Genomic DNA, 22,893 nt, shown 5'->3' with positions numbered 1-22,893 from the left:
TGCTCGGGCACCGAGGTGAGGATGCGGCCCTACTGGGCCGCGGTCATGGGGTCCATCTCGCCGGTGACAGGGATGCCCTCGTGGTCCATCACCCAGAGTTCCTCGTGGTCGGTCGCGTGACCGTGCAGCTGGGCAGGGGTGACCTCGTTGCAGTCCTCGGCGTCGTACCACTGCCCGACGAGACCACCTTCGTTATGGCACGCGAGACAGCCAAGCCCTGCGCGGGGCTCGGTGTGGCGGATGATCCGGGCGCTGGTCGTCATGGGGTCCTCCTCGTCCGCGAGCAGGCTGATCGCCTACTCCTCAGGAGGTCTCCCGGCCACGCCTGGCGTGGCGTGTCAGCGGCCGCTGTGCCGCCTCGACGACACAACCGTCATGAAGCTAAGTGCTCGTAGCGCAAGTCGATCACGCCGGTCCCGAGTTCAATGGTCGAGGTCCGCGCCGCCATCGCAGCCAGCGTGGGGAACGGCGCTGAAAACATCGACTGAAAATGATGCGAGCGAATCCAGGCGGCATCCAGCCCAACCTGCTCGCCAGCGACAGTCATCTCAATCTGGTCGTGCAGGGCTTGGCGCGCGCCACCAGTCCCGTTTTGTCCTTGGGACCAGTGTCCAAAGTTCAGAAACCCGAGTTTCTTCTTCATGCTCGGTTCAACAATTGATCATCGGGCTTCATTCCAGGTGATTATTCCAAGTGATGTTGCTTGCTTTACGCACTGTGGACCGCCTGCGGTGGTCCCTGCCGGCCAGGATCTGGGATAATTGAGCAATCATGACAACTACTGTGACTTCTTCTGTGCGAGAACAGCGCATCGCGACTGGTACCGGAGATCAAGGCCGTCCGCACCACACCACGGAGAAAACCACCCTGGCGTTGCCCCCATTGCAGATCGGACCGTTGACCATTCCGGTCCCGGTGGTGTTGGCACCGATGGCCGGGATCACCAATACCGCGTTTCGTCGTCTGTGCCGCGAGTACGGTGGCGGGCTCTACGTCAACGAAATGGTGACCGCCCGTGCCTTGGTAGAACGCAAACCGGAGTCGATGCGGATTATCTCCCACGACCCCGATGAGGTACCGCGGTCCGTGCAACTGTACTCCGTGGACCCGGTCACCACTCGCGCTGCTGTGCGCATGCTGGTCGAAGAAGATCACACCGACCATATCGATTTGAACTTTGGCTGCCCCGTCCCGAAGGTCACCCGCAACGGCGGGGGATCGGCGCTACCGTGGAAGATCGATCTGTTCACCTCTATCGTCAAGGGCGCCGTGGACGAAGCCGGCGATATTCCGGTCACGATCAAAATGCGTCGCGGGATCGACGAGGAGCACCTCACCGCCCTGGAAGCGGCCCGTCGGGCTGTGGATCTGGGGGTCTCGGCGATTGCACTCCACGGGCGCACCATGCGCCAGCACTACTCCGGTCAGGCCAACTGGGACTCCATTGCCGAACTGAAAGCAGCCGTCAGCGAGGTTCCGGTGCTGGGCAATGGTGATATCTGGTCTGCCGAAGATGCCATCGCCATGGTCGAATACACCGGTGTCGACGGTGTGGTCGTCGGTCGCGGCTGCCAGGGCCGCCCCTGGTTGTTTGGGGATTTGCAGAATGCCTTCACCGGATCTGAAGAGCGCTTCCGGCCCGGACTGGGCACCGTTGCCGATGCGCTCTACCGCCACGGCGAACTACTGGTCGACACCTACGCAGATGAGCTCAAGGCCATGCGCGATATCCGCAAACACGTCTCCTGGTATTTCAAGGGCTACCCGGTCGGCGGAGAAATTCGACGCTCGATGGTTACCGTGGAGACCCTGGACCAGTTGCGTGAGCTCCTGGACACCCTGGACCGGTCGATCCCGTACCCCGGTGCGGTCGCTGAGGGCCCCCGCGGTCGAGCCGGTGGCCCAAAGAAGCCCCACCTGCCTGACGGTTGGCTGGACTCGCAAGAACTCAATACCGAACAGCAGGCGATGATCCACGCTGCAGAATTGGATATCTCCGGTGGTTAGACAGCAACCCCTCTTCGGCCCCGAAGACCGTCCACCCTATGCCGGCCAAGCGGTGCAGACACCCGGGTATACCGATTGGGACCGACAACGCTGGTTAGCTGAACCGCCGAAGTCCTCCTACCGCTCCGACTATGAGCGTGACCGGGCTCGCGTGGTGCACTCGGCGGCACTGCGTCGGCTGTCGGCCAAAACCCAGGTGCTCTCACCCGGAGATGATGATTTCACTCGCACCCGGTTGACGCACTCACTGGAGGTTTCACAAGTGGGACGCGAGCTGGGCCGCTCGTTGGGATGTGACCCTGATGTGGTCGATACCGCCTGTCTGTCACATGATCTCGGGCACCCACCGTTCGGACACAACGGCGAAAAGGCCCTGGACACACTGTCTCAGCACATCGGCGGATTCGAGGGCAACGCTCAAACCCTACGGTTGCTGGCCCGATTGGAGCCCAAAAAATCCTTCGCAGACGGTACCTCTGCCGGGCTGAACCTCACCCGGGCCAGTCTGGATGCCGCTTGCAAATACCCCTGGACCCGTCAACCCGGTGTGCGGAAATTTGGGGTCTATGAAGACGATCTGCCAGTGTTCACCTGGTTCCGCCAAGGTCTGACCGGCACCAGGAAATCCATGGAAGCCCAAGTCATGGATCTCGCCGATGATATTTCCTACTCGGTGCACGACATCGAAGACGGGGTGGTCTCCGGGCACTTCCAACTGCATTGGCTCAAAGACCCCGAACAGCGCGCCCGTGCGGTGTCCACAATCCAGGCCTGGTACCTGCCCGACACCGATGAAGCCACCATCGAGGCTGGGCTCGACCGGCTGGAACACGCACCAGAATGGGTCGGTCGGATCGACGGGTCCCGCCAAGCCCGCTCACAGCTCAAGGACATGACCTCCCAACTCATTGGGCGATTCTGCACCTCAGCGTTCAACGCCACCCGTGAGGTCTACGGCAATGACCACCTCACCCGACACAACGCCAACGTGGTGGTTCCCGAAGACACCGAGGTCGAAATCGCGGTCATGAAAGGAATTGCGGCCACCTACGTGATGGAGTCCGAAGAACGGCAACCGTTTTACGCCCGGCAACGCGAGATCCTGAGTGAATTGGTCGAGCTCTTGGCTGAGAACGACGACCGCTATCTGGAGCCGACCTATGCCCGCGACTGGCAGCGGGCCGACGACGCCGGCAAATTCCGAGCTGTCATCGATCAGGTGGCATCACTGAGCGACTACGCAGCGCTACAGTGGCACGGCAATCTGGTGGCCGGTAACGCCGAACCCACTCGCATTAACTAGTGGTCTCCTTCAACGACTCGGCTCCGCAGCATGGTCTAGTTGCGGGCCGGAACCAGCTGTGGCATGACCTCAGCTGCTGGCGCTCGCAGAATAATATCGGCCATTTCCGACAGCTCGGTTGGGGCCGGGTTGATCTCGATCAGCGTCGCCCGCGAGGCCGCCAACGGCAAAGATGCTGCTGGTTGCACCACCGAGGATGTTCCCACAGAGATGACGGCGTCGGCCTGTTGCATGGCGGTCAGAGCGTCCGTGAAATCTTGCTGGGGGAGCACCTCGCCGAACATCACAATGTCGGGACGTAAATACCCCGTACAGATCTCACACTCGAGAGGCTGGGCGAGTCGCTCGGGATCAGTTGGTGCCTGGGTGATTTGCTGTTGGGCCAGGATCTGCTCCAACGAAAACGGCGAGGGACGCTGACAGTCATGGCACCGGAATGTGGCGATTTGGCCGTGTAAGTGCGACAGAACCGTGGCACCCCCGCGTTCGTGGAGGTCATCGACGTTTTGGGTGATGACCCGAACATCGTGGAGCCGGCGTTGCATCTCCGCCACGGCTTCGTGGGCGGGATTCGGAGTAGCCTGGCGCATGGTCACTGCCTGATGCATCATCCACGTCCATACCAGCTCCGGGTTGTAGTACATGGCCTCAACGGTGGCTAATTCTTGGGGGTCCCACTTCTCCCACAGGCCTTCCAATGGCTCACGGTAGGTGGATAGGCCGGATTCCTTGGAGATACCGGCACCGGAGAAAACGACAATGTGCTCGGCATCGGCCAGGACTTCACGTGTTTTTTCCATGACTAATTCTTGCACCTCTCCATGCTATCCACAGATGCTCAGCCAGTGGAGAACGCTGTCGGTCGTTGCTCCTAGACTGGTGCTATGGCAGGACTGATTAAGCGCGACACCATCGATGCGGTACGGCAAGCCACGGACTTGAAAGCCGTGGTGGAAGACTATGTCACGCTCAAGTCCGCCGGTGTGGGATCCTTCAAAGGCTTGTGTCCTTTCCATGACGAGCGGACTCCGTCATTCCACGTGCGGCCATCGGTGGGTACCTACCATTGTTTCGGATGTGAAGCCTCCGGGGATGTCTTTAGTTTCCTCATGGAGTTGGAACACACCTCATTTACCGAAACGGTGGAAGCGTTAGCGGCTAAAGCTGGCATCGAAGTCGCCTATCAGGACGGTCAGGGTCCAGACCGCCGCGAGGTCGGACAGCGCCAGCGTCTATTGGAAGCCCACAAGATTGCCGACGAGTTCTATCAGAAAACCCTGCAAACATCCCAGGCAACATTGGGACAGCAATTCCTCCAATCCCGGGAATTCACGGCTGAGGATGCCCAGCGTTTCGGGGTTGGCTACGCCCCGGCCGGGTGGTCGAATCTGCTCGACCACTTGCACCGCCACGGATTTACCGACCAGGAATTGAAAGCCACCGGGCTGTTCTCAGAAGGACGTCGCGGTCTGTATGACCGGTTCAGAGATCGGCTGACCTGGCCGATCCGGGATCTGACCGGCGCCACCATTGGATTCGGGGCGAGGAAAATGTCAGACGAAGACCCCGGACCGAAATATCTGAATACCCCGGAGACTGCGTTGTATAAGAAGTCCCAAGTTCTCTACGGGCTGGATATCGCCAAACGCCAGATCTCTCAGCACCGTCAGCTCGTGGTGGTGGAGGGCTACACCGATGTGATGGCAGCTCACCTTGCCGGCGTGGACACCGCTGTAGCCACTTGTGGAACCGCATTCGGATCGGGCCATACCAAAATTGTGCGCCGGCTGATTAGCGATGACCGCAGTGGCGCCGAAGTGATCTTCACGTTTGACGGTGATGAAGCCGGTCAGAAAGCAGCGTTGCGGGCCTTTGAAGAAGACCAACAGTTTCAAGCTCGCACTTTCGTGGCCGTAGAACCCTCGGGTATGGATCCTTGCGATCTGCGTGTTAACAAAGGAGACCACGCTCTGCGGGAGCTCATTGACTCGAAGCGGCCATTATTCGAATTTGCCCTCAACACCACGCTGAAGCGGTTTGATCTTCAGAGTGTGGAGGGTCGTTCCCAAGCATTGCGAGCCACAGCCCCCATTCTGGCTGGCATCAAAGATCCCATCATGAAAAAGGAGTACGCTCGAGATCTTGCTGGAAAACTGGGGCTGGAACTCACCGATGTCGACCAAGCGGTTCGTACCGAAGAACGTCGCCTCCAACAACACCAAAAAGAACACTCGGCCAGAGTATCCCAGCCGGGGCAACAGCGGCAGGTAGGTGAGAACCTCCCGGTGGCAAGTCACCCCGATCTTAGGGATCCTGTGGCCAGAATGGAAAAAGGCGCGCTAGAGGTCTTGCTCCAGTACCCGGAGGTGCTCTCCCAAGAGCAGTGGGAAGCGTTCTACTCCTCTGTCTTCAGAGTGCCGGTCTTCGCAGCGATCCAGGCGGCCATCATTACCACAGGTTCAACGACCGAGAGTTTGAACGGGTGGGTTGAAAAAGTCTCTGGGGAAGTGCCCGCTGCCTTGCGTCCCATGGTCGCTGAGCTGGCCGTGACAGCCTTACCTGCAACGAATGAACATGATGTCGTTCTCTACTGTCGCGACATCATGAACAGTCTGTTTGAATTACAGATCACCCGTCGCAAAGCTGACCTGCTAGCCCAGCTAAATCGAGTGGGCGACAACGACGACGAGTTCCTGAAAATCAATCAGGAACTGATGCAACTCGAACAGCGTCGCCGGGCCATCAGAGGCCACTAAGACCCCCAGCCTCACAGATCAGCCGATGTCACCTCGATTTCACACTTCGGATTTCTTCTGCTAAAGTAATTATCCGTCGCTTTCCTCCATAGCTCAACGGCAGAGCATTCGACTGTTAATCGAAGGGTTGCTGGTTCGAATCCAGCTGGGGGAGCTGTGAAGAAACGTCCCCGTTCGGAGCTGCCGGGCGGGGACGTTTTGCGTTAAAGGTTCCCTCCCCCCCCAGTAGCTGGGCACAACCAATGCCATTAGCAACTACCAGCATCCTGCAACCGTCTGAGACGGTATCTGGTGGGTTGAGACTGAACGAGGTGGGCTCGTGCGCCATAGCTGTTTTTATCTCGAGTTTTCAGGGGGCGGGCGAGGTATTCGGCCACCCACGATGGCGTGCCTTCTCACGAGGTCGTTATCGGGGTGCGGACGCCTCTGGCCCGAGGCCAAGCCAGGTCGATTTGAGTAGTACCTCACAGTGCTGACAATAACCATCCGTAGCACGGTAGCAGGAACTAGAATCAGACGTTATCGAGGTCCGTGGAATCGTGTGGTTCAGTGCCCCCTGATTCTTCAGGACCTCGAAGTCTCTCAAGATACAAATACACCCACTGCGAAACCCGATCTCGCCTCACACCCATTCCGAAGAGCGGCGTTTCGTCATGGCATAGAGGAGTTATATGATGACGCGTCGATATGCGAAACCGTGGAAGGCGGGGCCGTTTGACGTTCGGCTGCCCTTCTTGCACTACCGATTTGAATGGCGAGACTACACGCAGGGTCTCGTAATGTGTGCGGTTGACCTCTCCGCCATTCCGTTGATGACCGAGCTGCTCGAAATGCCGTTTGAGGCTGCGCTTGCGATCGTGATTCTCAACGGCTTGCTCTACCTCACCCATCACATGCTCGGTGACCCGGTCGTCCCTGGCTGGATCACCCCAGCGATTCCACTGTTGGCGCTATATCTTGAATCGTTCCCAGTGGAACAGCGGGTCCATGCGCTGGTTTCGTTCCAGCTGGTGTTGGGGGTGCTGTCGCTGACGCTGGGTGTCACGGGGCTGGCCTCAAAGGTGGTGCGATTCGTGCCGAACGCACTGCGCGCCGGCATCGTCGTCGGTGCTGGACTGGCAGCCGTGCAGGGAGTCTTCTCCGCGGGCGGGCAATTTGAGGACTTCCCTTGGACGATCACTATCTGCGTCGGTATCGCATTTTTCTTGTTGTACTCAAAACACTTCCAGATGTGGCAACGTAAATCCGGGGTCCTGGCTTTCATCGGTAGCCTCGGCATTCTGCCCGCCATGCTCCTGGCTGTGGTTATCGCTCCGCTGTTTAACGAAGTACCTTGGCCTGACGTCGAGTGGGGTTTCAGCACCCCTGATTTCAACACGCTATTCACTGAATACACGGTGTTTGGTCTGGGTATGCCACCGATCGGGATGTTCCTCACTGCAATTCCCACGGTGCTGGCTGCCTACATCGTCGTCTTCGGCGATGTCCTGCAGGCACGCGCTGTGCTGGACGAAGCAAACGTGGTGCGTACCGATGAGAACGTTCGCTATAACCCCAACCGTGGGCACCTGATTTTCGGTGGTCGAAACGTTTTGATGAGTATCTTCGGGCCCGACACCGCGATGTGTGGTCCGCTTTGGGCTGCCATGCACGTGACAACTTCGGAGCGGTACAAGAAGGGCCCGAAGGCGATGCAATCGATTTTCAGCGGGGCGGGTTCGTTCCGATTGGGAACGAATACGGGTCTTTGGCTCTTGCCGATCGTGACGTTGATGGAGCCGGTGCTCGGGGTCGCACTGGCACTGACCCTGCTGGTGCAGGGCTTTGTGTCAATTCGAGTTGGTATTACCGAGGCACGCTCGAAAACCGACCTTGGTATCGCTGGGGTGACCGCAGCAATTCTTGCCACCATGGGAGCAAGCTGGGGCTTTGTGGCAGGTATCATTCTGTGCCTGCTCATCTACACGAAGGACTTCTTCAAGGGAGAAGACGACGGTCTCTTTGCGGAGCCTTCGCCCCATGATGCCTCGGACGAGTTTGCTGCTGAACAGCAGCAGGCCAGCACTGAGGGAGGGGAACCTGGTCAGACTGAGACTAAGCGGGCACCGGAGGATGGTTCGGAACCAGGCGGCCGTTAGATGAGCACGGAGAAAGCGCCCGCCCGTTAGTGGTGGGCGCTTTCTCGTGCGTCGAACTTACGTCGGCTTCAGCCCGAGACCAATACAACGGCAACGAAACGTCCTCGTCCGGAGCACTGGAACGAGGACGTTTCAGGTTGAAATTTTCTGGTGCTTGCTTCGTGGCGATCTCGGACGTGGACTGTGCGGTGTCATCGGTCTCTCATCAGGGCCCCGATAAGTCCGGAACGGCACGCTGTGATCAAGATCCATCCGGCTGAGTAGAGGACAGCATGGCCCCATGCCGGATATTCAGCACCGGTTGAATAGATGATGGTGAATCCCGCCAAGAAAAACAATCCCAGCTGAAGCAGAGTCAACAGCGTCGAGATAGGGCGAGTCCCCAACAGTGCAAAGAGCGTGATGGCCCCCAAAATGACCAACGCGATGAACGGTCCCATGGTGATCACTTCCTTGTGGTAGCGGTCGGTATCGGTAATGAACCGTTGGTCCTTCCATTCGTACGGAAAACCACGGACAACATAAAGTTGTGGTCGATATCTCATCCTAAAATTTTGAGATCGGTGTCGATCATCGCCACATTCGCATCACGATGGGGCCGGTCCTGACGGCATCATGCCTCGGGCCCCTCCTGACTACCGAGGAGAGGCCCGACGAGAAACAGACAGGGCGGGTGCTTCAGGTGCTTCAGGAAGGCCGCGTCAGTCTTGTTGCGACTGTCGCTCGTCCACCATATCGCTCAAGGTTTCTTCCAGTGGACGAGGCTCGAACCCCAGCTCACGGCGGGCCTTGGCATTTTTGAAACGGTTTCCTGAGCTCAGGGTATAGAGAGAATACTTAGTAAATAGCGGGGGCCGTCCGAAGAGACGCGCGACACCTTCGACCGGCACCGCTGCTAGCCGAGCCACCCACAACGGCAATGTCAGGGGGTCACGTCGATCGACCAAGTTGGTGACAATCCGTCCGAGTTGACGCAGGCTCACGTAGCCACCGGTTGCCAGATAGGGTCCCGAACCGGTGCGACAGGCTTTGACCACGCAAACGGCCACGTCACGCACGTCGACCATGTCATAGCCACCTTTGACCACAACTCCCAGTTCTCCATCCACCAGGCGTTGCACCAGTGTCGTCAGGTTTGTTGCCCCGGGATCGTTCGGGCCTAACAGCCCTGAAGGATGAATGATGACCCGATCGACGTCATCAGCTTCCATGACAAGGGCCGCTGCCTCGGCTTTGGTTTTGGCATACCCACCGAAGACGGTGTCGGGGTCGAACGACTCCGGTTCTTCCATCACGACGCCGGTCGGAGCCTCGGTGAGGGCATGAACAGACGACACATACACCAGACGAGCCTGGTGACGACGCGCCGCTTCCAGGATATTGGCGGTGCCTTCGACGTTGACGGCTCGTACCTGCGGTTTCACCTGGTCTTCAATAGTCACCATCGCTGCGCAGTGGATGATGACATCGCAGGGCCCGATGGTTTGCTCCACGTCCTGGGCATCGGTGATATCGCAATCGTTGGCATCCGCTAGCGCGGTGACTTTTTCCCCGGCTGCTTCCAGCTGGGAAACGACGTGGCTACCGAGGAAACCCCCGGCACCGGTAACAGTAACGTGGAGAGGCTGATCCATAAGTTGAAGCTTACCCGATACTCGCTCTGACTATGATTTTTCCCGTCACATATCGGCATTTATCGTGCCAAACATACCGCCGAGTAGTCAGGTCGTCCGAGATAATGCTTGGGGATAGATAGTTCGTGAGGTGATACCACCGGCGCTGATGTCTCGTGTGCCGGGCGATTCAGCCCGAGACTCCTCCGGGAAGGTTGGTCAGTGTGACCCCGTGTGCTTGTGCGAGTGATGCGTAGGTCTCAACAAACCGCTGACTGCGTTTGCCAGAAGCGCAGTACGCGACGATGTCTGCTTCGCCGTGACGGGAGAATAGATCTCGGACCTGCGGGGCATCTTGTTCAAGTGTGCCGTCTGGCAAAGTTAACTCCGACATTGCCAGGTGGCTGGAGCGACTGTGTGGTCCTAGCGCTGCGAGATTGTCCAGCAAGGTTTCGTGGTATTCGCGCACGTCCAGCGCGACAGCGTCTCCTTGGGAAATGCGGTCCAACAGTCGCCGGCGTTCAGAGAGGGTACGGGTGTGGGCATCGCCGTCCGGGCACACAGTTTTTGATCTGCAGGTGCTTGGGGTTGTACCAAGCTGTGCTGGTGTGACTGGGTTGCGTTGCGGATCTGCCATCACGTTAAAGGTGCTGGTGGTGGCGTTCAATGCGTCATAGGACAGTACGGAGCCGAGCAGTGGGCGACCGATGCCGGTGAGCACCTTAATGACCTCGGTTGCGGCTAAAGAACCCATGACTGCTGTGGTTGCTCCTAAGACACCTGCAGAAGCACAATCCGGTATGGCGTCTCCACTTGGTTGGTTTGGAAAGAGATCCCTCAGACCTACTTTTCCCGTCTGAAAGACGGAAAGCTGTCCGCTGTATCGCAGTACTGTCGCCCAGACCAGCGGGGTGCCGGTGATCTCGGCTGCATCGGCGACCAAGTACTTGGTGGCAAAAGTATCGGAACCATCCAGTACGACATCGACGTGCGCCAAAGCATCGAGAATATTCTCCGCAGTGAGACGCTCGCGATGTTCTTCGACTCTGATGTCCGGTTGCAAACGACGGAGCTGTTCGGCAGCGACGGTGACTTTTGGTCGGCCCGTGTCGGCTGTGCTGAACAATATCTGCCGGTGCAAGTTGGTGATATCGACGGTGTCGTCGTCATACAGCACGATGGTGCCGACCCCGACTGCTGCCAGCGATTGCATAGCGGGGCTACCGAGTCCGCCAGCACCTACAACGAGCACCTTAGCGTCATGAAGGCGTTGTTGCTCGGCGGGCCCGAAATCGGGAAGATTCAGGTGGCGAGCGGTGCGTCGTTGCTCCTGAACTGGCAGACTACGAAAAGGCTGGGGACTGTGCTCGGTCATCACACTAGAGCACCTCTTGTGCCCAGTTCTCATCCCACCGGGCAAGGCCTTCGAAGGTCGAACTAGCCAGAGCGCCTTCGGCATGGTTGCGGAGGGGGATCCGGCCGGCCTCCCGGGCCAGGCGGCCGGATTCCACCGCACGTTTCATAGCTTGTGCCATCGTCACCGGATCTTGGGAACGATTGATAGCGCTGGCTAAGAGCACACCGCTACAGCCAAGTTCCATGGCCAGCGTTGCATCTGAGGCGGTGCCCACACCTGCATCCAGAATGATCGGAACCTGGGCGCGGGCACAGATCAGCTCAATATTATGGGGGTTAAGAATTCCCAGCCCTGTTCCAATGGGAGACCCGAGCGGCATTACCGCAGCGGCTCCGGCGTCCTCGAGTCGTTTGGCCGCCACGGGGTCATCACTGGTGTAGGCCAGAACCTCAAACCCATCAGCCACGAGCATCTCGCAGGTGTCGACCAGTTCGACAACATCCGGTAGCAACGTGCGATCATCGGCAATCACTTCGAGCTTCACCCAGTTCGTCCCTAAAGCCTCACGTGCCAGCTGAGCGGTAAGGATTGCGTCTTTAGCCGTGCGACATCCGGCAGTATTGGGCAACACCGCAATGCCGAGTCGTTCCAATAACGTAAAGACGCTCTCGCCGCGGTTGCTTGACGGAGTATCGGCGCTGTGTGACGTGCGATAACGACGCATAGCAACTGTGGTCAGCTCTGTGCCACTGGCGACCAAGGATTTTTCTAACAGCTCGTGGCTCGTCGCACCGCCGGTCCCCATGATCAACCGGGAGTTAAAAGACCGTCCTGCAATCTCCAACATGTGCTTAACCACCTTGCACGGCAATGAGTAGGTCGATGTCGTCACCATCGCTGACTTGCTGTGATTCCCATTGGCTCCGCGGGACAACAGTGCGATTAAGTGCGACCGCGATGCCTTGTGCATCCGCTGTAGCTGCGGCAGTTGCCCCGGACGAAGACGTTTCGTGGTGCACAATATCCGCGATGCTCAGCGGAGTTGTGCTGGTGCGTTGTTCCTCGTTGACCGTATACAACACGGGCATATTCTCCTTTACAGGTACCGTTCCAAGGCACAGGCACTGATGTCGATGCCTACCTTATCTGTTGCCTCGTTCCGTCCAAATTGTGAAGTGTCTTGGGTTAACCCTAGGGCCACATTGGCCTGTCCGGCGAGCGCAGAGAGTAAAACCCCGTGGCGGAAATATCCGGTCGAAATGACCACGTTGGACCCGACCGTGCCCAGCAGCGGGAGAACGTCCGGGGTGGCCGGTCGAGCCCCAGCGAGGGCCTCGATAAATTCGCACTCCTCCAGCCCCGGTACGATGCGAATCGCATCCCGCAACAGCGTATACACCCCATCGACGCCGGCACGGGTGCGCTGATCTTCTCGGCTGGTGGCGCCCACGGCAATGGTGTGATCGGTGCGCGGAATGACGTAAATAGGGCGGTCCTCGACGAAACCGCGAATGACGCGATCGACTGGGGCCGGCTGGTCGTTTGGAACCGCCAAACGCACTAGGTCGCCCCAGACTGGACGCAACGGCAAGACGGGCACACCGGCGATGTGCTGGGCGCCTAGGTGTAGTTCCTCGGGAGGTTGTAAACACTCGAGATAGGTGAAGACCTCCGGTAAAGATGGGGTTTACCACAACCGTCCATCCTGAAAACCGGAGGTCTTCAATGTCCCACCCTAATGCACCCTTGACGCCTGAAGGTCGCAGACGCCTTGCCGTGCTGATTGTCGAGGATGGTTGGACGATTCGTCGCGCTGCTGAGCGATTCCAAGTCTCACCAGCCACCGCTTCGAAATGGGCGAGACGCTACCGTGCCGGGGAGTCGTTGACGGACCGGTCCTCGCGGCCGCAGACGTCGCCCAACCGGTTATCTCCACGGCGGGAGCGGCGTATCATTGCGTTGCGATTTACTCGGCAGTGGGGCCCGCACCGGATTGGCTACCACCTGGGGATCGCTCGTTCCACTGTGGGTCGGGTGCTGGCCCGCTACAAGATGCCACCACTGGCGTGGTTAGACCAGGCCACCGGGTTGCCGGTGCGGAAACCGGCACCGGTGCGTTATGAGAAGGCCACACCCGGTGAGCTGGTGCATGTGGATATCAAAAAACTGGGCCGCATCCCTGACGGCGGTGGCCACCGCAAACTCGGGGCAGCTGGCCGCAAAAACAACGGCTACGGCAACAAAGGCCGCGGCTATGCCTACCTGCATCACGCGGTGGATGACCACTCCCGGCTGGCATACTCCGAGATCCTAACCGATGAACGCCAAGACACCGCAGCAGCCTTCTGGCAACGTGCCAACGCATTCTTCAGCGAGGCTGGGATCACCGTGCAAGCAGTCATGACCGATAACGGTGCCTGCTACCGGTCACGCCTATTCCGCGACATGCTGGGTGACAAGATCAAACATCGCTTCACCAAGCCCTACCGGCCTCAGACCAATGGCAAGGTCGAACGCTTCAACCGCACTCTGGCCCAGGAGTGGGCTTATGCCGATACCTATTACAGTGACGAAGCCCGCGCCGCGACCTACGCGGACTGGTTGCATTACTATAATCACCACCGCCCCCACACTGGTATCGGAGGCTCAACGCCCTCAGATCGCGTTCACAACCTCACGGGGAACTACACCTAGGCCATTGCAGACATAGACGCTCCCGCTGACCTCGACGACATCATTGGTGGCCAGGCGCACCGCGGTACAGCGCGCCGAGTCAAAGGTCAGTGCCGTTGCCCGTTGCTTTATCAGTCGCACCCCGGCTTCTTGGAGTACCTGAAGCGATGCCACACAAAACAATCGTGGATTGACCTGGTGATCTCCCGGGATTTCCACTGCCCCCGCCAACTGCGGGGAAAGTCCCGGCTCTAAGGTCCGGGCCTGGCGTATGGTGATGCGGCGGACGTCCATGCCGTGGTGGGTCTGATGCGCGTGGAGCTCAGATACGTGGGTCGCATCGGCCCGATCAGCGGCGACAACGAGCGTGGATTCGGACCGATATCCTGTCGGCAGTGTGGTGCGTTCCCGGATCCAGTCCACCACCTGTGGCCAGAGTTCAGCCGAACGCACCATGAGCGGATACAGCTTTTCTTGTCCATATTGGACCTCCGCCACCGGGGCGAGCATGCCTCCAGCCACGCGGGAGGCACCACTGATGGGGTGGGCGTCGACGAGCGCGATGTCTTGAGCGGGAACCCCGTGGCGTAACAACTCGATTGCGGTTGTCAGCCCAATAATGCCGGCACCAATGATGAGGTGCCCAACGGGGGAGACAAGGCGGGTAGCGGAGGCGTTCGTCGTCATCGGGTGATCCCCCGGGTTGCAAAGGCCTGGTTGACTTCCTGGGCAACGGCCGCGGGGTCTTCAGCCTGCATGAAGCCTCGTACAATAGCGACACCGGCGACCCCCGTGGCGGCCAAATCGCCCGCATCCTCGGCGCGCACGCTACCGATTGCTACCACCGGAACTCGGCAGGCCTCGACGAGGGCGGGATACCCCTCTAGTCCTAAGGGCTCGCGTCCGGAGTCCTTGGTAGGTGTTGGGTGAAAGGGCCCAGCGCCCACATAGTCAATGACATCGGCATACTCGTTGGCCTGTTCAACCAGTGGCAGTGTGCCGGTGGTTAGTCCGATGATGGCTTGAGGCCCCAAGACCCGCCGGGCGAGTCTGGGGTCCAAATCATCTTGGCCTAGGTGTACTCCGTGAACATGGTGGTCTGGCATCAGCGCGACTGCGATATCGACGCGATCATCGATGACCACTTTGGTCTGCGGGTTGACCTCTTCGACCGCAACTGCAATGTTGACCGAAAGCCGGGTCAGGGCACGGACGCTAATCGGCTTACTCCGAACCTGTACGATGCCCGCGCCACCAGCAACCGCGCGCCGAGCAATATCCACGATCGCTTCTATTTCAGCTTCATCTGGCTCGGGAGTGGGGTGGGGCACGGTTCGTCCGGTCACGAAGTAGCACTCCAGGAAGCTCTCGTTCGGGTGTTTGCTTTGATCCAACCGCTCGTTCCTTCAGATCGATCCGGATGTCGCTACCCCATACGACTGTGGTCTCAGACACTTTAACGACTACCGCAACGGATCAGCGCGGAACAAGGGACGGACTGGCTGATGACGATACGGTGTCGCCTCGAGGTACTACTCTACGCTGAGCCCGGCACACGAGAGCACTCTGTGATGAACCCGGCTCGAACTGAAGAAGAGATTCGAGGGGTTGACATCAAACGATCCCTGTGGCGTTATGTCAACCAAGAAGTTATTCAGATATGTCATGTTTTTGAGATGACAGAGAACTCGGAGAGGAAGTGATGATGAACCGACCCGAGATTGAACCAGAACCGAGGATGAACCAACCCAGGATCGAACCAGAACTGCTGTGGGAGGAACGGTTCGGGGATCCGATCGTGATGCAACGCAAACACGATCGGTGGCAGGCCCAACAGGACGCATGGGACGAGGATCCCAACGTGTGGCAGAACCCGTTGGAGGAGACCCCGTATCTGCAGTCTCTGGTGGAGATGTACCACGAGGAGACAGTGGACGGGGAGTTTCCGTCGGTGCTGGATCGGGCACTGGAACTTCCGAGGTTTCAGGACGTGACCGAGGAATTCAGGAACTATCTGAAGGCGATCGTGATCAGCCACGAAGTACAGTTGCGTCGGGAACGAGTGCGACCGTTCAAGCTGGAAGAGATGGAGAGACAGAGCTTGAAGTGGCAGAAGGAGACGATGATGCAGTTGGACGTGTTGATGCGTCGGGCGTTCGACTGGATGAAGTCTCAGGGGATGGACCCGATGCCAGGCCACGAGACGATGCCAGTAGTGATGAACGAGCAGATGTATCAGAGAGCACTACAGCGTCAGAAGGAACACCAACAGGTCTCACCGAGTAACAGAGTCAGAGAGCAGAAGAACACTGCCGACGAAACCTGGGGGATGGTAGGTAATGAACTCGGTATCGCGTGAGTCCTGTACCCGGAGCTCGTTCTGAACTGTTCCGCTGACCTGATTGGTATATTCGCCCTTGATGTTGCTCCTCGTGATTGGTGGCCTCGCGCTCTTAGACTCCACGGCTTTCGGGACACTGCTCATTCCGGTGTGGTTGACGATGGCACCGGGACAGTTCCGCTTTGGTCGTATTGCGACCTACCTAGCTGTCGTGGCGCTGAGTTACTACGCGATTGGTCTGGCCCTCCTATTAGGTGCTGACGCTCTGTTTGCTCGGTACCGGTCAGTATTTGAATCGGAGGGGTTCTCTTGGATTCTGGTGTTCATCGGGGCCCTGGCTGTCATGATTGGGGTGTTTCTGATGTGGCGTGATCGCCGAAGAAACCGCGTCCGGAAGGCGCCGAAGCGAGGCCCAGGCGTCTTGCGGAGAATCAGAGACCACATCATGCAGTCCGAGAGTTCGGGGTTGAAATCGGCGTCCTTAATGACAAGCCTCGCTCTGACAGCAGTGGTGTTGGAGGTGGCCACCATGCTTCCCTATCTGGCGGCGATCGGCATCTTGGTCGCTCAGGAGCTGAGTCTGTGGCAATCGGCTAGTCTGCTGGCCCTGTATTGTGTGGTGATGATTATGCCAGCCTTACTGCTGGCGCTGGGGCGGTGTTTTTTCCCGAAGACAGTCTCCGGGCCCCTGACGACGCTCGACGAGTTACTTTCTGAACAGGCGACATCCTCCAGCGCGGGATTTACCGCAATTTTCGGTGTCGTTATCGCAGGAATTGGTATCTTTGAGCTGCTTTAGCGCCAGATTTCGCCACAGGTGAGCGGTGGAGGCAAGCGTGCCGTTTGTGTGAGGAGGTTGACATTTCCTGAACAGTGTTCAAGGATTGAACAGTGTTCAACTACGGATTACTCGCAGACCGCGTTGAAAACGGTGAAGTCATTTCCGCTGACGACGCGATGGAAATTTTGACCAGTCCAGATACTGACTTGATGGAGCTCGTCAGCGCTACGAGTCGCTTGCGCAGAAAGTACTTTGGCAACCAGGTCAAGGTTAACTACCTAGTGAACCTGAAGTCTGGTCTGTGCCCTGAAGACTGTGGTTATTGCTCACAGCGCTTGGGGTCAGATACCGAGATTCTCAAGTACTCCTGGCTTGATGCTGATGAAGCACGGCGACAAGCTGAATTCGGGCTCGCCGGTGGAGCCTCGCGCGTGTGCTTGGTGGCCTCCGGACGCGGGCCTTCGAATCGAGACATTAAGAAGGTCTCTGGGATGGTAGAGGACATCAAATCGGCCAATCCCGGTGTTGAGGTGTGTGCCTGCTTGGGCTTCCTCAAAGACGGGCAGGCGGAACGATTGAAAGAAGCAGGAGTAGATGCCTATAACCACAACCTCAATACCGCTGAGTCACATTACGGCAATATCTGCACCACTCATACCTTTGCTGACCGCGTTGATACTGTCGGTAAGGCCCGAAATGCTGGATTGTCACCGTGCTCGGGTCTGATTGTGGGTATGGGCGAAACCAATGAGCAGATCATCGAAACCATTGAGTCGCTCCGGGACGTCGACTCAGACTCGATTCCGGTCAACTTCCTGATCCCCTTTGAAGGCACCCCTCTTGCGGGGACCAATTATCTCACCCCACAGCAATGCATGCGCATCCTGTGCGCTGTGCGGTTTATGTGTCCTGACCGCGAACTGCGGATCGCGGGTGGTCGAGAAATGCACTTGCGCTCGCTACAGCCACTATCGCTCCATGTGGCTAACTCATTATTCTTGGGAGACTATCTCACCTCAGAGGGGCAACCGGCTGAAGAAGATCTTGACATGATCGTCGATGGCGGATTCTCTATCGTGGGCACTGAAGATGCACAACAATTACGTGACGAGCTCAAAGCACACCGTGCTGCGCATCTGGCTGCTGTATCAACCGATCCCCAGCCGGCTCAGAAGGTCAACGAATCTGTGGCTACGGCGGCGTCGGAGTCCTTGCCTTGCGGTAAACCGCGTCCCACGGTCACAGGCCACGAGACAGACCCCGACGGTGTGTTGATTCCGTCGATCCGGTTGCGGGGAGCTGGGACTGACTACGCGCCGAATGCCTAATTTACGCCTCTGGCCGGTTGGAATCCTGCGAAGTTCCGTACGATTGGAGTGCGGGGCCATCGAGCCGGAAGACGTGCCAGCCATCCATGGGGTAGGCCCCGAGGTGGCGGTAGAAATCAATGGAGGGTTGGTTCCAGTCCAGCACTGACCACTCGACCCGGCGGTAACCGCGCGCTACGGCAATACTGGCCAGATGCTGTAGTAGCGCCTTGCCGTATCCCTGGCCACGGTGTTGTGCACGCACGTAGAGGTCCTCGAGATAGATTCCGTGCGTCCCCTCCCACGTGGAATAGTTCAAAAACCATAATGCGAATCCAGCTAGCCGGCCGTCGCTGGGACCGGGCGCGTCAACGACGTGGGCGAAAATGGCAGGGTGCGGGCCGAAAAGATGGACTTGCAACTGCTCGGCAGTATTGCGGACGGCATCAGGCTCTTTCTCGTACACGGCAAGGGCCTGGATCATCTGAAGGATTTCGGCGGTATCTTGCGGACGCGCGGGGCGAATCGTTGGGCTCATGAGTGTCAGTTTAGGCCTCATACGCATCAATTCTCATAGCCTTCTCACAAACTCTCGATACGTTCAGACTCATCAGCCGGGGGAATAGCATCCTCGGGTCAAAACAGAATCACGACGAGATGTAATCCCGCAAGGAGGAGATTCTGATGATGACGACTACCACTACCCGCCATGTCACCACTGTTCTGGGGCTTAGCGTTCTGGGACTGGCCACGCTGACAGGTTGCTCGACCGAAGAACAAGGTACCGACACTTCAGCAAATGCCCCCGCTGAGCAGAGCGCAGACTCTGGGACCGAGGCGAACAACCAGAATGCTGGTGCCGACGCTGATGGCCAGGTGGAAGAAAACGACCAGTCAGACAGCGATGATCAGGATGATGACGCTAGTAGTGCCAACGACTCAAACGGTACCGCGGAAAGCGAGGACGCGGTCTTCGGCGTGATTGATGCGGCACTGAATGAATATAGTGATGGGGTGGTCATTGCAGTGGATCGCGAGGACTCTGGTGCAAGCTATGAAGTTGACGTAGTTTCTTCGGGTGCTCTTTATGAGTTGGTGATCACTCCAGAAGGTCAGGTCACCGAGACCGAGCAAGACGACGGCGATGACGACGATACGCAGAAAGCCGAACAAGCCACGGTCACCGCGGCTGAAGCAGCTCAGCAAGTCCTTCAGGGACGCGATGATGAAGCGATCGTCGACGAGCTGGAATTGGATGAGGACGATGACCAATTGCGGTGGGACGTTGACCTCGACGACACCAATGGCCAGGATCTTGCTGAAGAGACGGTGCCCGCTAACTAATCTGGTCATTGTGTGAATTCCCCCAGGCATTCAAGCCCAAGGTGTGAAATACTGAGAGAAACACGCTGAGTAGACGTTTGGTGCACCGACGAGGGCCCGATGGTTCTCGTCGGTGCACCGGTCATGATAGTTTGTTGCTGGTACTGAACACCTCCCGTGGAGAGTAGGAATTTTCGAATGGCTCAGAAGAGTGCCCCGACCGTCTCAGATCAGACTCGGTCCAGCTCGCTGATGGATCTGGCCACAACTGGCTCGCGCCTGGTGCCGAAACAGTTAAAGGACAACCTCCAACTACTAAAATCTCATGCCACTTCCAAAGGTGTGACCATCGGGGTAGGGGCCGGATTTGCGGTTGTCGGCCTCTTGTTCCTGTTTATCACCATCGTGGCCTTGATCGTGGCAATGATCGGAGGCTTTGCTACTCAAACCAATATCTGGGTTGCGGCACTCTGGACCGCTCTGGGAGCCTTCGTTCTGACTCTGATCCTGATCGGTATTGGCGCTTGGCGAATCATGGCTGCGATGCCTCTTGTTCCCGCTGACCTGATTCGCGGGGTCAAGCACGACATTGGATACCTCACGGAAGGTAACGCATTCGACCCAGTGGAGTTCGATCGCCTCGAGGCCGAAAAGGCCGAGCAGAAGAAGATCGATAAAGAGCGCGAGAAAGAACTCATCAAGCAGGCGCAGAAGGAACAAAAAGCCGCGATCAAGCGCGGTGAGGCACCGGAGGGCATTCCTGATATCAAGCCCAGCGATGACGAAATCCGCCACCGCATGGACTTGCGTCGCCGTCACCTCGGTGACATTCGCTCCGGCCTGAATGAGAAGACTGACGTCAAAGCCCAGCTGGCGACCTTCACCGACCACGCCCTGGGGCGCGTCGATTCGGCTACCCGTGCAGAACAGTTGCGTCCGGTTTCTTCCTACTCGACCGCGGCAGCAGCAGGCGAGAAAGTCAACGACGCAGGTGAATTCGTCAAAGACCGCTGGGCTCCATTGACTCTGCTGGGTGCTTCGGTGACTACTTTCGCTGTCTTAGTCCGTCGTCTGAACAAAAAGAAGGACTAACCCTGTGGCTCTTACCACCCGATGGAGCTCAGGACCGTCCTGATGCGACTGATTGGTGCAGGTACCCGCGACGATATTGACTATGTTGTCACCGACCGGTGGCTGACCATACCCAATATCATCACCTTTGTCCGGTTTTTGCTGGTGCCGGTCTTTGTCTGGTTGCTGGTCATTGATGAGTATGTCTGGGCATTCATCACTTTGGTGGTGTTGTTCTCCACCGACTGGATTGACGGATATTTAGCACGGCGACTGAACCAAATTTCCACGGTTGGAAAGTGGCTGGATCCGGTGGCCGACCGCATCGGGATTATCATCGTCGTGGTGTCGGTGGCACTGTCTGGTTTCGCTCCGTGGTGGTTAGCACTCAGCCTGATTGTGCCAGACCTGTTGCTGGCTATCCTGATGGCGTTCTTATTTCTGGGTAGCCCAGAACTTGAGGTCACAGTGCTGGGCAAGGTTCGCACCGCGTTGCTGATGATTGGTATCCCGGCCCTGGTCCTGGCCCAGGGAGTCGCTGAGTCTAACTGGTTGAACCTGATTGCTTACGTCTTTTTGATCCCTGGTAGTGCCGGTCACGTGCTGGCCGCGGTTGACTACGCCTGGCGAGGTATTCAAAAGTACAACTCGTTACGCTCCCAGAACATTAATCCGCGCCACCGTCGAAGCTGGTCCATGGCTTATACTCACGAGCCGAGTGAAGACCTCAGCCACGGACTGCACGAACGAGGTAGCTCGGCATCCGACTAAAAAAGGCGATTCGGTTGAGAACCGCCTTGTTGTCTGCTTCCATGACAGTCGTGCAACGAGTTGATATGTTAGCTAGCAAATATTCCCGTTGCCTATCCCGCATACCAAAGGAAGCTTGTGCCCGTACCTGAATCCGGCCCGCTGACCCTCCTGATCGCTGCCGATACCTATCCGCCAGACGTCAACGGGGCCGCAACCGTATGTTTCCGTCTTGCCACTGAACTGCATCGGCGCGGTCATCATGTCCACGTGGTCTCGGCCCGCAACGAGGCGGGGCCTGACACGGTCCAGTACCGCGACGAGGCAACCGTGCACCGTCTGAAGTCGTGTCCGGCGCCGACCCACGAAACCTATCGGCTGGTTTCGCGATCGCATGCGGGACAGGCGATTGGGGCGCTTTTGGATGAGATCAAACCTGATGTTGTACATGCGCAGTGCCACTACATGATCGGTGAGGCAGCGATCTTACAAGCTGAGAAGCGACGGATTCGTACCGTGTGCACCAATCACTTTATGCCGGAGAATTTGGACCCCTTCCTTCCGTTTCCGCAGTGGTTCCGTAATATTGTGTCGAAGAATTCCTGGCGCGATATGGGACGACTAATGGGTAAAGCCGTCGCCGTGACAACACCGACCCCGCTGTCAGCTCAAACGATGCGCGAGCGAGCGGGCCTAGATTTGGTGCTACCGGTTTCTAACGGCATTAATGCGGCAAAATATCAGCTTGCCGAGGGCGAAGAAATCCCCAAAAACCCATACCCGACGGTGTTGTTTGTCGGCCGGCTGGCCGTGGAGAAGAATATTGATGTGCTCCTGCGTGCGCTGAGCCATACTGGACCGGAGATTCATGCAGAAATCGTCGGTGACGGTGAGCAGCGGTACCGGTTGTGGGATCTGGCTGAGTCCCTGGGGGTCGATGATCGGGTCCGGTTTTTGGGTCATCTTAGTGATGAGGAACTGCGAGTCGCTTATTTGCGGGCCGATGCGTTCTGCCAACCAGGAACAGCTGAATTGCAGTCTTTGGTCTCTCTGGAGGCGATGAGCGCACAGAAGCCGGTGATCCTGGCCAACGCGTTGGCGCTCCCACATTTGGTCAATGAAGGAGAGAATGGGTATCTGTTCACTCCTGGCGACGCTGGAGACTTAGCGGATAAGTTGCAACGGGTTTTACTGGCAGCTCCGGCCGAACGCCAGAAGATGGGCGAGCGCTCGTATCAGATCGCATTGCGGCACTCTGAGTCCGCTAGCGTTGATGTGTTGGAAGCACTGTACCGTGGCGCCACCCTTGAAGAAGCAACTCAGTTGCTCCCCGAAGCTACGCTACGATAGATTCTTGAGCCTTGGGGCGTTAGCTCAGTTGGTCAGAGCAGAGGACTCATAATCCTTTTGTCGTGGGTTCAAGTCCCACACGCCCCACCAATTGCCATCTCACCAGGCAACCAATCTGATCAG

Annotated in this window: 24 protein-coding genes and 2 tRNA genes; 14 read left to right on the top strand and 12 right to left on the bottom strand. The window is 58.0% G+C overall.

Annotation, left to right across the window (positions count from 1 at the left end):
- Positions 1-29: 29 nt before the first annotated feature.
- On the bottom strand, positions 30-263 hold the full coding sequence (locus DCC27_RS05615) for an antirestriction protein ArdA (protein WP_110110349.1): 234 nt from the start codon (positions 261-263) through the stop codon (positions 30-32).
- A gap of 110 nt (positions 264-373) precedes the next feature.
- The gene (locus DCC27_RS05610; protein ID WP_110098744.1) at positions 374-643 is read right to left on the bottom strand and encodes an LLM class flavin-dependent oxidoreductase; all 270 of its coding nucleotides are present in this window, start codon (positions 641-643) and stop codon (positions 374-376) included.
- 128 nt (positions 644-771) lie between these two features.
- Between DCC27_RS05610 and dusB the strand changes: the two genes are divergently transcribed.
- Positions 772-2,007, top strand: coding sequence for a tRNA dihydrouridine synthase DusB (gene dusB / locus DCC27_RS05605; RefSeq protein ID WP_110110348.1), 1,236 nt, complete (start codon positions 772-774; stop codon positions 2,005-2,007).
- A 52-nt stretch (positions 2,008-2,059) separates the two neighbouring features.
- Positions 2,060-3,310, top strand: coding sequence for a deoxyguanosinetriphosphate triphosphohydrolase (locus DCC27_RS05600; protein WP_110101683.1), 1,251 nt, complete (start codon positions 2,060-2,062; stop codon positions 3,308-3,310).
- A gap of 35 nt (positions 3,311-3,345) precedes the next feature.
- Here the strand turns inward: DCC27_RS05600 and DCC27_RS05595 are convergent, their stop codons facing one another.
- Positions 3,346-4,110, bottom strand: a complete 765-nt coding sequence (locus tag DCC27_RS05595; RefSeq protein WP_233242822.1) for an NAD-dependent deacylase — start codon at positions 4,108-4,110, stop codon at positions 3,346-3,348.
- An 84-nt stretch (positions 4,111-4,194) separates the two neighbouring features.
- On the opposite strand from DCC27_RS05595, the gene dnaG reads away from it, so the two are divergent.
- The 3 genes from dnaG to DCC27_RS05580 all read left to right on the top strand — a co-directional run bounded on the left by dnaG (position 4,195) and on the right by DCC27_RS05580 (position 8,204).
- On the top strand, positions 4,195-6,066 hold the full coding sequence (dnaG, locus tag DCC27_RS05590; RefSeq protein WP_110101670.1) for a DNA primase: 1,872 nt from the start codon (positions 4,195-4,197) through the stop codon (positions 6,064-6,066).
- Between the two features lie 82 nt (positions 6,067-6,148).
- Positions 6,149-6,220: transfer RNA gene (locus DCC27_RS05585), tRNA-Asn, on the top strand.
- A 517-nt stretch (positions 6,221-6,737) separates the two neighbouring features.
- On the top strand, positions 6,738-8,204 hold the full coding sequence (locus DCC27_RS05580) for a hypothetical protein (protein WP_199223076.1): 1,467 nt from the start codon (positions 6,738-6,740) through the stop codon (positions 8,202-8,204).
- Between the two features lie 191 nt (positions 8,205-8,395).
- Here the strand turns inward: DCC27_RS05580 and DCC27_RS05575 are convergent, their stop codons facing one another.
- From DCC27_RS05575 to DCC27_RS05550, 6 genes are all read right to left on the bottom strand, one after another.
- Positions 8,396-8,749 carry a hypothetical protein gene (locus tag DCC27_RS05575; protein WP_110101671.1) on the bottom strand — a complete coding sequence of 118 codons (354 nt, stop codon included), beginning with the start codon at positions 8,747-8,749 and terminating at the stop codon, positions 8,396-8,398.
- 156 nt (positions 8,750-8,905) lie between these two features.
- Entirely contained in the window at positions 8,906-9,838 is a 933-nt protein-coding gene (locus DCC27_RS05570; protein ID WP_110110347.1) for an NAD-dependent epimerase/dehydratase family protein, read from the bottom strand.
- A 169-nt stretch (positions 9,839-10,007) separates the two neighbouring features.
- The gene (locus DCC27_RS05565) at positions 10,008-11,192 is read right to left on the bottom strand and encodes a ThiF family adenylyltransferase (RefSeq protein WP_199445920.1); all 1,185 of its coding nucleotides are present in this window, start codon (positions 11,190-11,192) and stop codon (positions 10,008-10,010) included.
- A gap of 4 nt (positions 11,193-11,196) precedes the next feature.
- Positions 11,197-12,021, bottom strand: coding sequence for a thiazole synthase (locus DCC27_RS05560; protein ID WP_110101675.1), 825 nt, complete (start codon positions 12,019-12,021; stop codon positions 11,197-11,199).
- Between the two features lie 4 nt (positions 12,022-12,025).
- Positions 12,026-12,262, bottom strand: a complete 237-nt coding sequence (gene thiS / locus DCC27_RS05555) for a sulfur carrier protein ThiS (protein WP_199445921.1) — start codon at positions 12,260-12,262, stop codon at positions 12,026-12,028.
- A gap of 8 nt (positions 12,263-12,270) precedes the next feature.
- The gene (locus DCC27_RS05550) at positions 12,271-12,774 is read right to left on the bottom strand and encodes an FAD-dependent oxidoreductase (RefSeq protein WP_246840149.1); all 504 of its coding nucleotides are present in this window, start codon (positions 12,772-12,774) and stop codon (positions 12,271-12,273) included.
- A 125-nt stretch (positions 12,775-12,899) separates the two neighbouring features.
- Here DCC27_RS05550 and DCC27_RS05545 point away from each other — a divergent pair, with 125 nt between their 5' ends.
- Positions 12,900-13,868: an IS481 family transposase gene (locus tag DCC27_RS05545; protein ID WP_110111083.1), complete on the top strand. Its 969-nt coding sequence runs from the start codon at positions 12,900-12,902 to the stop codon at positions 13,866-13,868.
- Here the strand turns inward: DCC27_RS05545 and DCC27_RS05540 are convergent.
- Both DCC27_RS05540 and DCC27_RS05535 read right to left on the bottom strand, forming a co-directional pair.
- Complete coding sequence (locus DCC27_RS05540; protein WP_110110874.1) at positions 13,830-14,534, bottom strand: FAD-dependent oxidoreductase; 705 nt, start codon at positions 14,532-14,534, stop codon at positions 13,830-13,832. The two genes, DCC27_RS05545 and DCC27_RS05540, sit on opposite strands and share 39 nt — an antisense overlap.
- Entirely contained in the window at positions 14,531-15,241 is a 711-nt protein-coding gene (locus DCC27_RS05535; protein WP_199445922.1) for a thiamine phosphate synthase, read from the bottom strand. The genes DCC27_RS05540 and DCC27_RS05535 overlap by 4 nt, the downstream gene beginning before the upstream one ends.
- A 308-nt stretch (positions 15,242-15,549) precedes the next feature.
- Between DCC27_RS05535 and DCC27_RS05530 the strand changes: the two genes are divergently transcribed.
- From DCC27_RS05530 to bioB, 3 genes are all read left to right on the top strand, one after another.
- The gene (locus DCC27_RS05530; protein WP_110110873.1) at positions 15,550-16,206 is read left to right on the top strand and encodes a hypothetical protein; all 657 of its coding nucleotides are present in this window, start codon (positions 15,550-15,552) and stop codon (positions 16,204-16,206) included.
- Positions 16,207-16,267: 61 nt separating this feature from the next.
- Complete coding sequence (locus DCC27_RS05525) at positions 16,268-16,987, top strand: GAP family protein (RefSeq protein ID WP_110098732.1); 720 nt, start codon at positions 16,268-16,270, stop codon at positions 16,985-16,987.
- Between the two features lie 158 nt (positions 16,988-17,145).
- On the top strand, positions 17,146-18,297 hold the full coding sequence (gene bioB / locus DCC27_RS05520; RefSeq protein WP_243857746.1) for a biotin synthase BioB: 1,152 nt from the start codon (positions 17,146-17,148) through the stop codon (positions 18,295-18,297).
- A 1-nt stretch (position 18,298) separates the two neighbouring features.
- Here the strand turns inward: bioB and DCC27_RS05515 are convergent, their stop codons facing one another.
- Complete coding sequence (locus DCC27_RS05515) at positions 18,299-18,814, bottom strand: GNAT family N-acetyltransferase (protein WP_110098730.1); 516 nt, start codon at positions 18,812-18,814, stop codon at positions 18,299-18,301.
- Positions 18,815-18,960: 146 nt separating this feature from the next.
- Here DCC27_RS05515 and DCC27_RS05510 point away from each other — a divergent pair, with 146 nt between their 5' ends.
- The 5 genes from DCC27_RS05510 (at position 18,961) to DCC27_RS05490 (ending at position 22,860) form a co-directional block, all read left to right on the top strand.
- On the top strand, positions 18,961-19,620 hold the full coding sequence (locus DCC27_RS05510) for a hypothetical protein (protein WP_110098729.1): 660 nt from the start codon (positions 18,961-18,963) through the stop codon (positions 19,618-19,620).
- A gap of 177 nt (positions 19,621-19,797) precedes the next feature.
- Positions 19,798-20,691, top strand: coding sequence for a phage holin family protein (locus DCC27_RS05505; RefSeq protein WP_110098728.1), 894 nt, complete (start codon positions 19,798-19,800; stop codon positions 20,689-20,691).
- Between the two features lie 42 nt (positions 20,692-20,733).
- Positions 20,734-21,441: a CDP-alcohol phosphatidyltransferase family protein gene (locus DCC27_RS05500; RefSeq protein ID WP_110101686.1), complete on the top strand. Its 708-nt coding sequence runs from the start codon at positions 20,734-20,736 to the stop codon at positions 21,439-21,441.
- Positions 21,442-21,558: 117 nt separating this feature from the next.
- A complete protein-coding gene (locus tag DCC27_RS05495) occupies positions 21,559-22,770 on the top strand; it encodes a glycosyltransferase (protein WP_110098727.1) in 1,212 nt (403 codons plus the stop codon).
- A gap of 13 nt (positions 22,771-22,783) precedes the next feature.
- Positions 22,784-22,860: transfer RNA gene (locus DCC27_RS05490), tRNA-Ile, on the top strand.
- Positions 22,861-22,893 lie beyond the last annotated feature (33 nt).

It is taken from the genome of Auritidibacter sp. NML130574, from assembly GCF_003185725.2.
In the GTDB taxonomy this organism is placed as follows: Bacteria; Actinomycetota; Actinomycetes; order Actinomycetales; family Micrococcaceae; genus Auritidibacter; species Auritidibacter ignavus.
The sequence above is the reverse complement of the archived record's forward strand: the minus strand, read 5'-3'. Positions and strand labels throughout refer to the sequence as shown.

Bases quoted from the DNA above. Each gene is read 5' to 3' on its own strand.
- DCC27_RS05615 (WP_110110349.1), bottom strand. From the start codon at position 263: ATGACGACCAGCGCCCGGATCATCCGCCACACCGAGCCCCGCGCAGGG.
- DCC27_RS05560 (WP_110101675.1), bottom strand. From the start codon at position 12,021: ATGTTGGAGATTGCAGGACGGTCTTTTAACTCCCGGTTGATCATGGGG.
- DCC27_RS05505 (WP_110098728.1), top strand. From the start codon at position 19,798: ATGGCTCAGAAGAGTGCCCCGACCGTCTCAGATCAGACTCGGTCCAGC.
- DCC27_RS05595 (WP_233242822.1), bottom strand. From the start codon at position 4,110: ATGGAAAAAACACGTGAAGTCCTGGCCGATGCCGAGCACATTGTCGTT.
- DCC27_RS05500 (WP_110101686.1), top strand. From the start codon at position 20,734: ATGCGACTGATTGGTGCAGGTACCCGCGACGATATTGACTATGTTGTC.
- DCC27_RS05545 (WP_110111083.1), top strand. From the start codon at position 12,900: ATGTCCCACCCTAATGCACCCTTGACGCCTGAAGGTCGCAGACGCCTT.
- bioB (WP_243857746.1), top strand. From the start codon at position 17,146: ATGGAAATTTTGACCAGTCCAGATACTGACTTGATGGAGCTCGTCAGC.
- DCC27_RS05525 (WP_110098732.1), top strand. From the start codon at position 16,268: ATGTTGCTCCTCGTGATTGGTGGCCTCGCGCTCTTAGACTCCACGGCT.
- thiS (WP_199445921.1), bottom strand. From the start codon at position 12,262: ATGCCCGTGTTGTATACGGTCAACGAGGAACAACGCACCAGCACAACT.
- DCC27_RS05565 (WP_199445920.1), bottom strand. From the start codon at position 11,192: ATGACCGAGCACAGTCCCCAGCCTTTTCGTAGTCTGCCAGTTCAGGAG.
- dusB (WP_110110348.1), top strand. From the start codon at position 772: ATGACAACTACTGTGACTTCTTCTGTGCGAGAACAGCGCATCGCGACT.
- DCC27_RS05610 (WP_110098744.1), bottom strand. From the start codon at position 643: ATGAAGAAGAAACTCGGGTTTCTGAACTTTGGACACTGGTCCCAAGGA.
- DCC27_RS05580 (WP_199223076.1), top strand. From the start codon at position 6,738: ATGATGACGCGTCGATATGCGAAACCGTGGAAGGCGGGGCCGTTTGAC.
- dnaG (WP_110101670.1), top strand. From the start codon at position 4,195: ATGGCAGGACTGATTAAGCGCGACACCATCGATGCGGTACGGCAAGCC.
- DCC27_RS05575 (WP_110101671.1), bottom strand. From the start codon at position 8,749: ATGAGATATCGACCACAACTTTATGTTGTCCGTGGTTTTCCGTACGAA.
- DCC27_RS05515 (WP_110098730.1), bottom strand. From the start codon at position 18,814: ATGAGCCCAACGATTCGCCCCGCGCGTCCGCAAGATACCGCCGAAATC.
- DCC27_RS05540 (WP_110110874.1), bottom strand. From the start codon at position 14,534: ATGACGACGAACGCCTCCGCTACCCGCCTTGTCTCCCCCGTTGGGCAC.
- DCC27_RS05510 (WP_110098729.1), top strand. From the start codon at position 18,961: ATGATGACGACTACCACTACCCGCCATGTCACCACTGTTCTGGGGCTT.
- DCC27_RS05530 (WP_110110873.1), top strand. From the start codon at position 15,550: ATGATGAACCGACCCGAGATTGAACCAGAACCGAGGATGAACCAACCC.
- DCC27_RS05570 (WP_110110347.1), bottom strand. From the start codon at position 9,838: ATGGATCAGCCTCTCCACGTTACTGTTACCGGTGCCGGGGGTTTCCTC.